Below are 13,572 nucleotides of genomic sequence, written 5' to 3'. Positions count from 1 at the left end.
AATATTGTTGAGATAGTTGCATCCACTCGCTACCTGGCGCCGTAAGTGTTAGTGAGCTTGCATTGTTGAGCTCTGTTAACAACAACCAGGAGATGCCCCAATGAAACTTAAACTTCTTACTGCTAGCCTTTGTGCCGCTGCCCTATACACGAGTGTAGCTGTTGCTGCTCATGGCCCCACCACAGTAGGCGGCTCTAGCATGCTTCCTGAGCGCAATATCATCGAAAATGCGGTGAATTCGGGTGACCATGAAACACTCGTCGCCGCCGTTCAAGCGGCTGAACTGGTTGATGTGCTGCAAGGCGAAGGCCCTTTTACCGTATTTGCCCCCATTGATGATGCTTTCGCAAAACTTCCCGATGGCACCGTGGATATGTTGCTACAGCCTGAAAACCAAGCGCAGTTACAAACCGTATTAACGTACCACGTGGTGCCTGGCAATCTGACCCGAGAAGTATTGTTAGAACAGGTAATGGAGAATGACGGCACGGTAGCGTTTAAAACCGTGCAAGGTGAGTATCTCTCCGTTATGCGCAACGGCAACAACTTGATGGTCATGGATGCTCAGGGTAACAGTGCCAATATCACGGTCGTCGATGTAGCGCAGGCGAACGGCGTTATCCACGTGATTGATAGCGTGTTAATGCCCTAAAGTTTCAGCTCATATCGGATAATGTCATTTATTCTTTTGAGGTTACATTTGCCCACCGCCTGGCTTGCTAGGCGGTGGTTTTTTGTCGATCAGATGGCCGCACAAATCCTTCTCGGGCGCGAGCTGCTTGTTCGCGAACGACACATCCTTCCGTGTGATCATTAAGCAGCCCCATGGCCTGCATATAGGCAAACGCGGTGGTGGGGCCAAAAAATTTCCAGCCGCGTTTTTTTAACTCCTTGGCAAGGGCGACGGATTCGGGCGAGGTAGTCTGGGTTTGTGGCTCTGCTAACTCGGTTGGCTCATAGCGCCAGAAGAACGCCGCCAATGAGCCTTCCTGCTCGACCATTTCCTTTGCACGTTGGGCGTTGTTGATGGTTGCTTCGATTTTTCCACGGTGGCGAATAATCCCCGCGTCTTGAAGTAAACGTTGCACGTCGTCTTCGCCAAAGCGAGCGACTTGGTGGAAATCGAAGTGGTGAAAGGCGGCGCGAAAATTCTCGCGTTTGTTGAGAATCGTGCGCCAGCTTAAGCCTGACTGAAAGCTCTCCAGGCACAGCTTCTCGAACAGCCGCTGATCGTCGTCTACCGGAAAGCCCCACTCGTTATCATGGTAGGGCAGAAACTCTGGTGCGCCGCCACACCACTGGCAGCGAGGATGCCCGTCAGGGGCGATAAAGTCGTTGGTCATCAGCTACTCGCTTCTTAAACAGGCCCTAATCAAACCATTCCTGGGCGGTACGCCATAGGCACATGCCGATAAAATAAACCGATGTAATGCCCCACCCCCACAGTGCCCATAGAGCGTGCTCGGGGCTGGATAACACCAGTGATGTGGCGCATACACACCACACCAGCGTGACGGCGATATTGAGCGGCATGAACTGGCGCACCCGAAATGGGTGGAGGAACTTCATTTTAGTCACGGTGAGAATGGCCAGCAGTACGATAGTGGCAAAGGTGACGAACGGTGGGAAATCGAGAATATAAAAATAGGCGGCGGCGATGTTCCAAGCGGCAGGAAAACCAACAAAGTAATTATCCCGACTTTTCATATTGGTATTGCAGAAACAGAACATCGATGACAACAGAATAATAAACACCGATAGCAGCCCTAAATAGGGCGGTAATTCAATAAAGTAGTAAATAAATAGGGCGGGTATAAAGGCCCAGGTCAGATAGTCGATGACCATATCGAGGGTTGAACCATCGAAATGGGGCAGTATGGCCTTCACTTCATACTTACGCGCCAGAGTGCCATCGATACCATCGATCATCATCGCGGCGCCTAGCCACAGAAGGCAGGCAACCGGGTTATCGTCGACCAGTGCGAGCAACGCCATTGTACCGAGCAGCACACCACTGGCGGTAAATATATGCACGCTCCATGCTTTACATCGTGAGGCGCGGGATTCTGTGTGCGAAGAAAGAGATTGAACCACGTTGACCCCATTGGGAACGTGTTGTCCCCTTTGCGTTTGGTGAATAGATAAGCCTGTAAAGAAAGATACACTACTACAGGAATGCTTCCAGAGAATACGCCAAGTGCATCCATTTATGGCAGGGTGGGTCTTGGTTTATCAAGGTAATGATTTTGAGTCATCTCTTATTGCCAAATAAGCGTCGCTTAGCCATCTACCTGCCTCCATCAGCTCGTATTCCGTTGAACCTGCATAGCCAAGCACTAAACCTGAATGTTTGTTTCCAGAGAGGTAATAGCGAGAAAGTGGCGAAAGGGTAATGCCCACTTTGCCAGCGCGCTCAACGAGCTGGTCTTCTTGCGCACGGGTATTGAGCCTGGCCAACAGATGCATACCGGCATGACCATCAGAAAGCTCAAGCCCTTTGGCTACCGCAGGCGCTAATGCCGTTCGTAAGCACGCCTGTCGTTGACGATAAGCAGACCGCATGCGGGCGATGTGGCGGGTAAAGTGTCCATTGGCAATAAATTCAGCAAGTGCTGATTGCACGGGGTAGTTACCTTCGCGGTGCAATCGCGCATGGGCGTGCCTAAAGTCTTCGGCGAGCGTGATGGGGAGTACTAGATAGCCTAAACGTAAGCCGGGATAGAGCACTTTACTGAAGGTGCCGACATAGATAACCGATGTCTGCTCCGCGAGCCCCTGTAGCGAAGGTGTGGGCGGTGTATCGTAGCGAAACTCACTGTCGTAATCGTCTTCAATGATCCAACTGCCGGTGCGGGAAGCGTGCTCAAGTAATGCCAGCCGTCTGGGAACTGGCATGGTAACGCCACTGGGGTATTGGTGGGAGGGTGTGACATAAATAAGCCGAGGTGCTGTCGCATTCGCGGGAGCGAGTGAAGGATTTAGCCCTTCTCGATCGACGGGAATCGGCGTTACCGTTAAGCCTGACGCCAAAAAACAGGCCTGGGCGCCGCCGTAACCCGGCTCCTCCATCCAAACAGAATCACCATGATCGGTGAGTAGTTGAGTAATCAGTTCAAACGCCTGCTGGGCGCCTTGGGTAATCACGATCTGCTCCGGCTGGCAGCGCACGGCACGAGAAAGCCGCAGATAATCACAAAGGGCCGTTTTCAGTTCAGGTAGCCCGCCATTGGTTTGATAATCCATCCATGCTGTCTGTGCGTGATAGTAATGACGACGCAACAGGCGCTGCCACTGCTCGCGGGGAAACAGGTCGAGTGCCGGGACGCCTGGAGCAAAGGCGCGATGTCCCTGGCTTAACGTTCCACTCAGCGCTAACAGCTTGTTGCCCCGCGTTGAGTAGCGAACCGGCGAATGCGGTGGAAGCTCGGCCTTGGTTAACAGCGTGGGGAGATCGGCCACATAGAGCCCCGCCCCCTGGCGGGAAATCAGCAACCCTTCCGCCAGTAGCCTATCCATGGCGGCCAGCACCATATTGCGGCTAACACCCAAAGCGCGGGCCAAGTGGCGGGAAGAGGGCAGCGCATCCCCTGCCGTTAGCTCACCGTGTTGAATCCACTCTTTAAGCGAGCGGTAGAGCTTTCGAACAAGCGTGGCAGCTTCATGCGTGTTTAGCCTGAGTGCTAACGCTTCCACTACCCAGTCGCTTGCAGCGTCTCGTCGTTTCACTGGTTCCCTCAATTTAGCCATAAGTGGCTCTTTATCGTAGACCACTATAGCGGCAAGCTGGGGTTAATCACCACACTCAAGGAGCATCCGTTATGGCTAACATTCGTTCGGCAGTACTCAGTGACTTAGAACCTCTTAGTGCATTACTTGATGGCTATCGCCAGTTTTATGCACAACAGAGTGATATTCAGGCGGCGCGTGATTTCCTTCGCCAGCGCATGGGACTTGGGGACTCGTTTATTTTGGTGAGCGAGAACAGTGAAGGAGCGCTCACTGGTTTTGTGCAGCTTTACCCTGGGGTTTCCACGGTGGGTTTAAATGCGCGCTGGACGCTTAATGATCTTTTCGTGCTACCCGACTGTCGTGAAAAAGGCACAGGACGCGCGTTAATGGAAGCCGCCACTCAGCTAGCCCACGATCACGGCGTCGCACGTTTGATATTAATGACGCAGGTAGAGAACGAGCGTGCCCAGCGCCTTTATGAATCGTTAGGCTGGCAGCGCAATACCGCGTTTTATGGTTATTTATTGGATATCAACTAAAGGGGGATGCAGAGACTGTCGCAGGTGGATACTAACTTAATAATGATAACGGCAGGCAACAATAGTGAGAGTGGATTCATCGACGGCATAAATCAAACGATGCGAGTCGTCGATGCGTCGTGACCAGAAGCCAGAGAGGTTTTCCCTTAGGGGCTCTGGCTTTCCAATGCCCTCAAAAGGAGAGCGTTGCGTATCTGAGATAAGTTTATTGATGCGCTTTAAGGTCTTTTTATCCTGCCCCTGCCAATAGAGGTAGTCGCTCCAGGCTTCGTTAGTCCAGCATAGTAAGCGGTTACCCATCCATTAGCTCTCTTGGCTGAGCTTGACTGGCACGGTATTGAGCAATGGACTTGCTTAAGTGCTCTGCGTTAGCGGGTGAGCGCATCAAGTAAACGGTTTCCATCAGGCTGTTGTAGTAGTCGAGTGACATGACCACTGCATCTTCTGCATCGCGGCGAGTAATAATCGTGGTATCGGCATCATTAACGACCCCGTCCAGTACGCCTTTTAGGCCATTACGCGCTTCGGTAAAGGATATTACGCGCATATTTTCTCTCCTGTACGGTTTATGGTACAAGTATAACGCTCTATTCCAATATGTACAGTATAAGGTACATCTTAGGTGTTGTGATTAGGTGTTGTGATGACCTGGATTACTCGACACTCTCCGGCAACTTACACACATCCATCCATTCTGCATTGACTAGCTCGGCCAGTCGCTTGGGGCTTAGACGTACGGCGCTATTGGATGAGCCCGCCGCAGGGAGGACTTCGTCATAGGCGTGGAGCGACTCATCGCAGTAAACCGGCAGGTTTGTGGCGAGGCCAAAGGGGCAAACGCCGCCGACCGGGTGGCTGGTGAGTTCCATGACGGTTTCAGCATCGAGCATTTTGGCCTTACCGCCGAAGGTGTCGCGAATCTTGCGGTTGTCGATACGCGCATCGCCACTGGCGACAATCAATAGCGGCTTTTCACCGACTTTGAATGCCAGGGTTTTGGCAATTTAGCCTGGGGCGACGCCATGGGCGTCGGCGGCCAACTGCACCGTAGCGGTGCTGGTATCAAGTTCTTCGATTTTTATATCCGGCGCGTGCTCGGCAAAAAACTGGCGAACGGTCTCTATGCCCATTGTGGTTCCCCCGGTTATTAATACTCGTTGCTAACATTGGACAGTTAAATGGTTAATCTAACGTGCCGTTGGTGCATTAGCCAAGCCACTGGGGTGTCGTAATCTTTGCAGGCGTGCGCTGCATGATGATGTCGCCATGGCGCACCGAAAGCAGCACCTCGCCCTGGGTGCGCAGCACGCTGTAGTCATCTTCGCCGTCTAGCAGGTTGAAACTAGCGGGTTTACCTACCTCAATGCCGTAACGCGCTTCGATATTCATTGTGCGGGCGCTGTTGTCGGTGATCAGCGAAAGCGCTTGGCTGAAATCCTGATAGCCCATCATCTGGCAGATATGCAAGCCAAAATCCAGCGTGCGTAGCAGCTTGCCGTTACCTAGTGAGTACCAGGGGTCGAAGATGGAGTCCTCGGCAAAACAGACGTTGATACCCGCTGCGTTGAGTTCTTTTACCCGGGTTACGCCGCGCCGTTTCGGATAGGTATCAAAACGCCCCTGCAAATGAATACTTTCGGTGGGGCAGGAGACAAAGTTAATGCCCGAGCGCTTGAGCAGCAGGAATAGCTTGGAGCAGTAGGCGTTATCATAAGAGTGCATGGCCGTTGTATGGCTGGCGGTAACGCGGCTGCCTAGATCGTTAAATAGTGCTTCGCAGGCTAATACTTCGAGAAAGCGCGAATTGGGATCGTCGATCTCGTCGCAGTGAACATCCACCAAACGGTCATACTTGATCGCCAGCTCGATCACCCGCTTCATGGAAGCGACGCCCAGCTCGCGGGTGTATTCGAAATGGGGAATGCCGCCAACCACATCGGCGCCAATTTCCAGCGCCTCTTCCAGCAGTTTGTCGCCGCCGGGGTAGGAGAGCAGGCCATCCTGCGGGAAGGCGACCACTTGAATGTCGATTTTATCCTTTAGCTCGTCGCGCAAGGCGCACAGGGTTTTGATGCCGATCAAGCTCGGGTCGCTGGTATCGGCGTGGGTGCGCACAAACTGAACGCCGTTGCCGATTAGCAGGTTTAAGGTTTTCAGGGCGCGCTCGCGAATATCCGCTTCGGTGAGCATCGGCTTACGCTCGCCCCAGCGCTCAATGCCTTCAAACAAAGTACCGCTTTGGTTCCAGCTAGGCTCGCCTGCCGTAAGGGCGGCATCCAAATGAATATGCGGCTCGATAAAGGGCGCACAAACGAGTTTGGCGCCCGCATCTATTTGCCCTTCGCTCGCGGTTTGCGGTGCGTCCTGGGCGGTAATCGCAGTGAACGTGCCGTTTTCGATATCTATACGATAAAGCTCAGGGCGCTGGCGAAGACGGGCGTTAATGATCTGCATAGGCATATAAAAAACGGCTCACTTATTGTTTAGCAGTAGAGGGAAGTGTATCGCTCAGCGTAGCGTGGTTTAAACGCAGCAGCACGGCGTAGCTTCCCGCGGCCACCGCAACACCCACCAGCGGGGGGAGTAACGGGGAGAAGTAGGCAGCTCCAGCCCCCAGCGCATACGCAGCTAATCCCCGGCGATTGAAATCGGGTAGCGCAGCGGACGAAAGCGACGGGTAGCGGCCTTTATGCTTAAGCCAAAAGTCCGCCATGATGACGCCACCCATGGGTGGGATAAAGGTGCCGAGTAACACTAAAAATGGGATAAGAAGGTTATACATGCCGCCCACCGCCAACACGGTGCCAATGGCCGCCCCACCTACCGTCACTAAGCGGCGCTTTTCGGTACGTAGCAAGTTGCAGCCCGCCACGGCGAAGTTGTAAATGGTGTTGTCCTGGGTTGTCCAGATATTTAAAAACAGCATCAGCACGGCGATGGTGACAAAGCCCTGAGCGATCAACACATCCACGATATCCGCCTGCTGGTAAATCATGGTGCCCAGGGCGCCAGTCAGTACCATTAAACCGTTGCCCACAAAAAAGGCCGCCATGGTGGCAATGACGGCGATTTTCGGCGTCTTGGCAAAACGACTCCAGTTAGTCGCCTGGGTGCCGCCGCTGATAAAAGTGCCGATGATGACGGTAATCGCCGCCGCCACGCTCATGCTTTCTGTCGGCGTTTGCTGGCTCAATCCCGCGAAGCCACGCACATCCACCAGCCCAGTAAACAGACTGATTAATATAAATAGCATCATGGCAGGGACGGCAAAGCGGGAGAGCCAGTCCATACCTTTATAGCCAATCATGGCCGTCACGCAGAAACCGAAACCAAATAGCACCATTAAGGGGATTTCCAGCCATTCAGGCATCCCGGTGGTGCGTACTAACACTAGCGCAATCGTCGCGGTGCCCCAGGCGTACCAGCCGATCTGGGTAAATCCGAGAATGAAATCAGACAACTTGCTGCCCTTCTCGCCAAAGCAAAAGCGCCCCATCAGCACTGAATTAAGCCCGCTTTTACAAGCGATATACGCAAGTGCTGCCGCGTAAGCCCCCAGCAGTAAATTGCCGATTAGAATGATCGATAGCAGTTGGCCAATCGGAAAGGCTTGGCCTAACGTGCCACCGGCCCACATGGTGGCGGTGAAAAACGTAAAGCCGAGCAGTACCGCTGAGGTGGAAAGCAGGCCTTTGCGGGCGCCGATAGGAACCTCTCTGAGCGGGTAATCAGACTGGTGCATCATGACCTCCTAACATAGATAAGCGAACCTGTTAGCTACTTGCTGTTAGCTACTTACATAGCAAGAGATATGCCAAAAAGCCTAGATCAATAAGAATGATTTCGCTTGTAATGTTTTTAAGACATGCCCGCTCTTTTTAATGATACTTTAGTGATTAAAGCCTAAATGATTTTATACGCTTAGCGAAGCAATAGAGTGGTCAAAAAAAACCAGTCGAAGAAGCAACTGCTCATCGCAATTACACTAGATAGGCCTGCTGTAGCTATAGCCATAAAGGAACCGGAGTACATGCCAGAACCCCAGCATAGGAATGCGTCACTGCCTGCGGCTAAACTTCCTTGGCATCATACCCTGGTAGGTAAGGTGGTGATGTTTATGCTGATGGGCGTGTTGTTTGCGTATTTAACGGGGGCGCTGTCGGGGTTTTTTATGGTTGAACGTGGGGCGCGGGAGCAGTGGTTGCGCGAAGCGCAGGTGAATGCCCAGATAGTGAGTGCGACTATTAGGCGTATTTATACCTCAGTGGCGGTTAAGACAGATGGTACTGGTCAGGTCACGCAGATTATCTCCGAACGTCCCATTGGGGATGAGGAGTCCGTTCTGGAAACGGGGTTTAGTCCGGTGGACGTATTGGCGCTGGCCAGTGCACAAACACGCAACAATGTTTGGCTATTGACCAAGTCGTCGGATGGTTCACTTGATGTAGTGGCGGATGCGCTAAATCCACCGTCAGATCCGACAGCTAGCCTGACGGTCAGTTCATGGGAAAACAGCGAAGAAGCTGATGATTTTTATGTAGGCTTTGCCCAGGTTGGTGATGCAGAGCATTTTATTAGTTCGCTGCCCATTGTGACTGCTGATGGTCAATTATTGGGCGTTTTAGTCGCTACTATAGGCCAGAAAGAAGGGTTGTATCAGATGCGTAATGATCTGATCAGCAAAGCATTTATGGCGCTGTTGGTGGTGTTGATCGCAACAGCCCTGTTAGTGACTATTTTAATGCGTCAGTTATTTACCCCTGTGCCGGTATTAATTAGGTCGCTCACTGACATCGCTAAAAATCAGACCGCAAGCAGTACACCTTACACTGATCGTAACGATGAGATCGGCCGGATGGCAAAGGCCATAGATGGGCTTCGCAAAAAAGTCATTGAGCGTGAACACTTACTTGAAGTTAAAGACGAAGCGCTACGCTTTCAGCACCTTGCTCATCATGATGAGCTAACCAAATTGCCCAACCGCGTACAATTAAATAATGCGTTAAAAACTGCTGTGCACTCACTGCTTCAAGGCGACGTATTTAATGTCCTGTTGTTTGATCTTGACCATTTTAAAGCAGTTAACGATAGCCTAGGCCACGCGGCGGGTGATGCTCTGCTCGTTGAAGTCAGTCAGCGGGTGCAGGGGCTACTTACCCACAATGATTTGGTGGCGCGCCTTGGCGGCGATGAGTTTGCCATCATTCAACGCGTCGTGGGTAGCGCCACCAATGAGGCAAAGGTGCTGGCAGAAGCGATTGTGTCTACCCTGCGTGAACCGTATCAGTTTAATAGCCAGGAAATTAACATTGGCGTAAGTGTTGGCATTGCCACCGCGCCAGTTGATGGTCGCAATAGCCACGATCTGCTTCGTCACGCAGATCTGGCGCTCTATGCGGCCAAGGCGAAAGGGCGCGATCGCTATATGCACTATGCCGCAGGGATGACAATGGATTCTGGGATCATCGAAAAAAGGTAAGCCTATGAAGTGGCTAGTAGCGGTATTAGTGAGTAGTGCGATGTGGCAAGGTGCCGCCGCTAATGAGCAGGTCGCCGCCTCGCCTACTTTGTCGCGTATTGCATCGGCTGGTGAGATTGCTGTCGGCCATCGTTCCAGCGAAGTGCCCTTTTCCTACCTGGTAAACGACCAGCCTACAGGCTACGCGATTGACCTGTGTTTAAACGTCATCGAAGGCCTGGAAGAAACATTGGGCTTGGGTGATCTTAAGATAACTTACGTGCCGGTAACGCCTGCTAATCGATTTATATTAGTGCGTAATGGCGAAGTGGATATCGAGTGTGGCGTAACCACCAACACCCCTGAACGTCGCCGCCAAGCCGCTTTTTCATACCCTCATTTTCTGACCGCGACACGCTATGTATCCCTCGCCGAGCAGCATATGGACAGTGTGCAGGATTTGGCGGGCCGCAGTGTGGTGTCAACAACGGGCACTATCAATATTGCCCAGCTCAACGAACTCAATCGCACCGAGAGGCTGAATATATCGGTAATGCTAAGCCGTAATCATGAAGAAGCGTTTGCTATGGTGGCTTCAGGACAGGCATCCGCGTTTGTGATGGACGAGATTTTGCTGGCAGGGTTAGTGTCATCAGCCACTGAGCCTGCTGCTTTTCATATTTCTCAAGCAACCTTAAGTAGCGCTGAGCCGTACGGCATAATGATGCCGCCTGACGACCCTGTTTTTGTTGAGATGGTTAATAAAGAGCTGCGTGATATTTATCAGAGTGACACCATTCAGAACCTGTATGAAAAGTGGTTTTTACAGCCACTCCCGCCTGATGGTCGCGTGTTGAACCTGCCGCTTGGGCCAAAGCTTGCTGCTATCTTCGCCAATCCCGAACAGCACGTGGAATAGATGAGGTGTTTAATGCGCAGGAGTTTCTTGTTTTGCTGGGGTAGCTTACTGGGAATGGTAGTGATGCTAGCGGGAGTAAACGCACACGCCACCACCGTTATTAATACGCTTGAGCGCATAGAGAAAACAGGCACGTTGCGTGTTGGCTATGGTGATACGGCGCCATTCTCTTATGAAGACCAGCAAGGCAATGTGGTGGGCTACTCCATTGATATCTGTCAGCGCCTGGCCCAACGATTAGCAACACAATTGAGGCTTCCCTACCTTGATATTGTGTATGTGCCTCGTACGCCAAGTAACCGAGTACAACTCCTCAATAGCGGCGATATCGATATTGAGTGTAATGCCAGTACGAATACCCAAGAGCGGCGGCAGAGCGCGCAGTTTGCACTTAGCCACTTCTTTGTGTCGGTGCGCTATGTGGCACTGAAAACGAGCGAGTTTACCACTCTGGAAGACTTGGCCGGGCGTAGCGTGAGCGTGGCGCGTGGCACCGTCAATGTCAGCCAAATCAATCAGGTAAATCGAGAACGGCAGCTGAACTTGTCGGTCGTGCCAGTAGAGACATTGCAGGAAGCGTTTGATTTAGTCGCTGATGGGCGCGTAGCGGCTTTCGCGATGGATGATATATTACTGAGCACAATGATTGCTGAGTCCGATCACCCTGACGCTTACGCGCTTTCCGAAGAAGCCATTAGCAAGACAGAGCCGTTAGGCTTTATGGTGCGACGAGGGGATAACGATTTTGCTGAGCATGTGAATGAAGCCCTCACGGAGATTTATACCAGCTCCGAGATGCCTTTGATTTACCAACGCTGGTTTCAGCAGCCGCTACCTGGAAAAGGAATTACGCTTAACGTACCGATGAGCGATGCATTGGTTGAGCATTTTATTGCCCCTCGCGACGTGACTTTAGATTAAAGATGCTGAGAGCAAAAGGGGGAAGAAATACCCCCGAGCAATTGATCTAAACATAGTTTTTAAATGCCCATGTCTATAGTTATCAGCGCCTTAAGCTTGGGTCTAGCCTCATGCCGTTTGAGTGCTGAATAAACCACGCATTAACGTTTCCACGATACCGCTGCTCTCATCGGCCAGAGAATGCTGCTGGGGATCCTGTAGCCAGTCAAAACAGACACCAATCAAAAAGCCATGAAATTGTCGTCGGGCGCTGGCTGGGGTTAGGTTAGCGCGTAAAGTGCCGGCTAGTTGTGCCTGTTCAAACAAATGCTCTACCTGTGCCTCTGCATGCTCAGAAAGTCGAGTGATCATGCAGATCCTTGGGTGCTCATCTTCCAATTTCTCGCAGCGGTGTAGCACGATAGTGGCTGCTCGCTGCAGCGGTAAATCGTGACAAATGCCGGCGAGTGATCGTTGGGCAATATCGTGCAGGCATTCGATCGGTGTCGCGCCTAGCTGCTGTACCGCATCATCAACGATTTCATCAAGTGGAATACGTACTCGCTCCAATAATGCATCAAAGACCGCTGCTTTATCCTCAAAGTGCCAATAGATCGCCCCCCGGGTCACCCCGGCCGCTTGGGCGATATGTGCCAGCGTAGTACGTGAAACGCCTTGAGCCATAAAGGTGGCTTCCGCAGCGTCAAGAATCGCCTCGCGGGTACGCTCAGCGTCAGCCTTACGACGGGACATAGCGGCTCCTATTAATAAAATTCGCAGTATTTTGGCAGCGATGGATAGCAAAGTCGCCAGTTGGTGATTATTATACACTTCACTGACATTCATGAATGTCAGTGAAGTGTATGTTACTGACTTTATTTTCTGAAGGCCGGTTTGAAAATCCGCACTGTCCGCCATCAAGGAGCCACTCGTGCCCGTTACTTTTCTTCGTTCACTGCCCGTCATACTGGCCCTGCTCGTGCTAACGGGCTGCGAGCAACCCCAGGCGCAGTCAGCAGATACCACACGGCCAGTAAAGTTGATCACCTTGCAGTCAGCCAATGCCGCGGCCTTGCGGCAGTTTCCGGCGCGGGTGGAAGCCTCTACGCGCAGCAATTTGTCATTCCGTATGGCCGGGGAACTGCTGGAGCTCAATGTTAGCCCCGGCCAGCAGGTGAGCGAGGGTGAGGTGATCGCCCGCATTGATGATCGCAATGTCCAAAGCGAGCTTGATAGCGCCCGCTCACGCTTGGAGCTAGCCGAGGCAACCCTGGAACGCATGCGCTATACCCTACAACGTGGGGCGGTGAGTCAATCCCAGTTTGATGAGTCGCAGAGTGAGTGGCGGGCCGCGCGAGCCACGTTTGAGCAGGCCCAAGAGCAGGTCGAACATACCAAGCTACGCGCCCCTTACGACGGCGTGATAGCCCAAGTACCGGTGGATAACCGCCAGATTGTGCAGGTTCAGGAGACGGTCGCGGTGATCCAGCAGCCAGGGCAGCTAGACGTGGTCTTTCATCTGCCCGAACAGATCGTGCAACGCATACCACGCAGCAATGGAGCGCCCTTCGGGGATGCATTGGCGTTTGAAGTACGTTTTGGCAATAGCGATAAACCTTATCTCGCCCAGCTAGCCTCCTATACCACTCAGGCCAGTGCGCAGAGCCTGGCTTATGAAGTCACGCTCACGCTGCCCCAGCCGGACGATATCACCCTGTTGGATGGCATGAGTGCTAACGTGCGCTTGGATTTAAGCACTCTACAATCCGGTCAAGCTGTTCCGCTTTGGCGCCTTCCTCCAGACGCCGTGAGCTATTCAGGCGATAACCCCGACCAGGCCCAGGTTTGGCGCTTTATTGAACCCCAAAGCGTCGAGGCGGTGCCGGTTGAGGTAGGTACCCTAACCTCTCAGGGGCTTGAAATTACCGGTGATTTATCAGCGGGCGACCGTATTGTGGCAGCTGGAGCCCACCGCTTAACCACGGACACCAAGGTAACGCCGTGGGAAAAAGAGCAGGGGCTTTAAT

At 52.5% G+C, this 13,572-nt stretch carries 16 protein-coding genes; 6 read left to right on the top strand and 10 right to left on the bottom strand.

Going from position 1 to position 13,572, the window contains the following annotated elements; genetic code table 11:
- Window positions 1-100: 100 nt before the first annotated feature.
- Entirely contained in the window at window positions 101-652 is a 552-nt protein-coding gene (locus tag A6R74_RS15195; RefSeq protein ID WP_064235321.1) for a fasciclin domain-containing protein, read from the top strand.
- 67 nt (window positions 653-719) lie between these two features.
- On the opposite strand, the gene A6R74_RS15190 is transcribed toward A6R74_RS15195, so the two are convergent.
- The 3 genes from A6R74_RS15190 to pdxR form a co-directional block, all read right to left on the bottom strand.
- Window positions 720-1,343 (bottom strand): DNA-3-methyladenine glycosylase I, encoded by a 624-nt coding sequence (locus A6R74_RS15190; RefSeq protein WP_064235320.1) that lies wholly within the window; start codon window positions 1,341-1,343, stop codon window positions 720-722.
- A gap of 25 nt (window positions 1,344-1,368) precedes the next feature.
- Entirely contained in the window at window positions 1,369-2,094 is a 726-nt protein-coding gene (gene pcsA, locus A6R74_RS15185) for a phosphatidylcholine synthase (RefSeq protein WP_353047672.1), read from the bottom strand.
- A gap of 138 nt (window positions 2,095-2,232) precedes the next feature.
- Window positions 2,233-3,726, bottom strand: a complete 1,494-nt coding sequence (pdxR, locus tag A6R74_RS15180) for a MocR-like pyridoxine biosynthesis transcription factor PdxR (protein ID WP_121499417.1) — start codon at window positions 3,724-3,726, stop codon at window positions 2,233-2,235.
- 92 nt (window positions 3,727-3,818) lie between these two features.
- Between pdxR and A6R74_RS15175 the strand changes: the two genes are divergently transcribed.
- Window positions 3,819-4,268 (top strand): GNAT family N-acetyltransferase, encoded by a 450-nt coding sequence (locus A6R74_RS15175; RefSeq protein ID WP_064235317.1) that lies wholly within the window; start codon window positions 3,819-3,821, stop codon window positions 4,266-4,268.
- Between the two features lie 36 nt (window positions 4,269-4,304).
- Here the strand turns inward: A6R74_RS15175 and A6R74_RS15170 are convergent, their stop codons facing one another.
- From A6R74_RS15170 to codB, 6 genes are all read right to left on the bottom strand, one after another.
- Window positions 4,305-4,568, bottom strand: coding sequence for a Txe/YoeB family addiction module toxin (locus A6R74_RS15170; protein ID WP_064235316.1), 264 nt, complete (start codon window positions 4,566-4,568; stop codon window positions 4,305-4,307).
- A complete protein-coding gene (locus A6R74_RS15165; RefSeq protein ID WP_064235315.1) occupies window positions 4,561-4,815 on the bottom strand; it encodes a type II toxin-antitoxin system Phd/YefM family antitoxin in 255 nt (84 codons plus the stop codon). Before A6R74_RS15165 ends, A6R74_RS15170 begins: the two co-directional genes overlap by 8 nt.
- A gap of 106 nt (window positions 4,816-4,921) precedes the next feature.
- Window positions 4,922-5,260 (bottom strand): YbaK/EbsC family protein, encoded by a 339-nt coding sequence (locus A6R74_RS23140; RefSeq protein ID WP_276204809.1) that lies wholly within the window; start codon window positions 5,258-5,260, stop codon window positions 4,922-4,924.
- Window positions 5,261-5,272: 12 nt separating this feature from the next.
- Entirely contained in the window at window positions 5,273-5,398 is a 126-nt protein-coding gene (locus A6R74_RS23245; RefSeq protein ID WP_276204799.1) for a hypothetical protein, read from the bottom strand.
- A gap of 76 nt (window positions 5,399-5,474) precedes the next feature.
- On the bottom strand, window positions 5,475-6,728 hold the full coding sequence (gene codA, locus A6R74_RS15155; RefSeq protein WP_064235314.1) for a cytosine deaminase: 1,254 nt from the start codon (window positions 6,726-6,728) through the stop codon (window positions 5,475-5,477).
- A 16-nt stretch (window positions 6,729-6,744) separates the two neighbouring features.
- Window positions 6,745-8,010 (bottom strand): cytosine permease, encoded by a 1,266-nt coding sequence (gene codB / locus A6R74_RS15150; RefSeq protein ID WP_064235313.1) that lies wholly within the window; start codon window positions 8,008-8,010, stop codon window positions 6,745-6,747.
- A 288-nt stretch (window positions 8,011-8,298) separates the two neighbouring features.
- Between codB and A6R74_RS15145 the strand changes: the two genes are divergently transcribed.
- The 3 genes from A6R74_RS15145 to A6R74_RS15135 all read left to right on the top strand — a co-directional run bounded on the left by A6R74_RS15145 (window position 8,299) and on the right by A6R74_RS15135 (window position 11,566).
- On the top strand, window positions 8,299-9,747 hold the full coding sequence (locus A6R74_RS15145; protein WP_064235312.1) for a GGDEF domain-containing protein: 1,449 nt from the start codon (window positions 8,299-8,301) through the stop codon (window positions 9,745-9,747).
- A 4-nt stretch (window positions 9,748-9,751) separates the two neighbouring features.
- Window positions 9,752-10,645 carry an amino acid ABC transporter substrate-binding protein gene (locus A6R74_RS15140; RefSeq protein ID WP_064235311.1) on the top strand — a complete coding sequence of 298 codons (894 nt, stop codon included), beginning with the start codon at window positions 9,752-9,754 and terminating at the stop codon, window positions 10,643-10,645.
- A 63-nt stretch (window positions 10,646-10,708) separates the two neighbouring features.
- On the top strand, window positions 10,709-11,566 hold the full coding sequence (locus A6R74_RS15135) for an amino acid ABC transporter substrate-binding protein (RefSeq protein WP_240488243.1): 858 nt from the start codon (window positions 10,709-10,711) through the stop codon (window positions 11,564-11,566).
- Between the two features lie 108 nt (window positions 11,567-11,674).
- On the opposite strand, the gene A6R74_RS15130 is transcribed toward A6R74_RS15135, so the two are convergent.
- Entirely contained in the window at window positions 11,675-12,298 is a 624-nt protein-coding gene (locus A6R74_RS15130) for a TetR family transcriptional regulator (RefSeq protein WP_064235309.1), read from the bottom strand.
- 178 nt (window positions 12,299-12,476) lie between these two features.
- Here A6R74_RS15130 and A6R74_RS15125 point away from each other — a divergent pair, with 178 nt between their 5' ends.
- Window positions 12,477-13,571: an efflux RND transporter periplasmic adaptor subunit gene (locus A6R74_RS15125; protein WP_082906696.1), complete on the top strand. Its 1,095-nt coding sequence runs from the start codon at window positions 12,477-12,479 to the stop codon at window positions 13,569-13,571.
- The last annotated feature ends 1 nt before the right edge of the window (window position 13,572 follow it).

Origin of the sequence: Halomonas sp. ALS9 (assembly GCF_001651035.1) — a bacterium.
Classification (GTDB): domain Bacteria; phylum Pseudomonadota; class Gammaproteobacteria; order Pseudomonadales; family Halomonadaceae; genus Vreelandella.
Note: the sequence above shows the minus strand (reverse complement) of the source record. Positions and strands in the feature narration are given on the sequence as shown.

Excerpts from the sequence above, each read along its gene's own strand:
- A6R74_RS15195 (WP_064235321.1), top strand. The coding sequence starts at position 101 with ATGAAACTTAAACTTCTTACTGCTAGCCTTTGTGCCGCTGCCCTATAC.
- A6R74_RS15190 (WP_064235320.1), bottom strand. The coding sequence starts at position 1,343 with ATGACCAACGACTTTATCGCCCCTGACGGGCATCCTCGCTGCCAGTGG.
- A6R74_RS15175 (WP_064235317.1), top strand. The coding sequence starts at position 3,819 with ATGGCTAACATTCGTTCGGCAGTACTCAGTGACTTAGAACCTCTTAGT.
- A6R74_RS15170 (WP_064235316.1), bottom strand. The coding sequence starts at position 4,568 with ATGGGTAACCGCTTACTATGCTGGACTAACGAAGCCTGGAGCGACTAC.
- A6R74_RS15165 (WP_064235315.1), bottom strand. The coding sequence starts at position 4,815 with ATGCGCGTAATATCCTTTACCGAAGCGCGTAATGGCCTAAAAGGCGTA.
- A6R74_RS23245 (WP_276204799.1), bottom strand. The coding sequence starts at position 5,398 with ATGGGCATAGAGACCGTTCGCCAGTTTTTTGCCGAGCACGCGCCGGAT.
- codA (WP_064235314.1), bottom strand. The coding sequence starts at position 6,728 with ATGCCTATGCAGATCATTAACGCCCGTCTTCGCCAGCGCCCTGAGCTT.
- codB (WP_064235313.1), bottom strand. The coding sequence starts at position 8,010 with ATGCACCAGTCTGATTACCCGCTCAGAGAGGTTCCTATCGGCGCCCGC.
- A6R74_RS15145 (WP_064235312.1), top strand. The coding sequence starts at position 8,299 with ATGCCAGAACCCCAGCATAGGAATGCGTCACTGCCTGCGGCTAAACTT.
- A6R74_RS15140 (WP_064235311.1), top strand. The coding sequence starts at position 9,752 with ATGAAGTGGCTAGTAGCGGTATTAGTGAGTAGTGCGATGTGGCAAGGT.
- A6R74_RS15135 (WP_240488243.1), top strand. The coding sequence starts at position 10,709 with ATGCTAGCGGGAGTAAACGCACACGCCACCACCGTTATTAATACGCTT.
- A6R74_RS15130 (WP_064235309.1), bottom strand. The coding sequence starts at position 12,298 with ATGTCCCGTCGTAAGGCTGACGCTGAGCGTACCCGCGAGGCGATTCTT.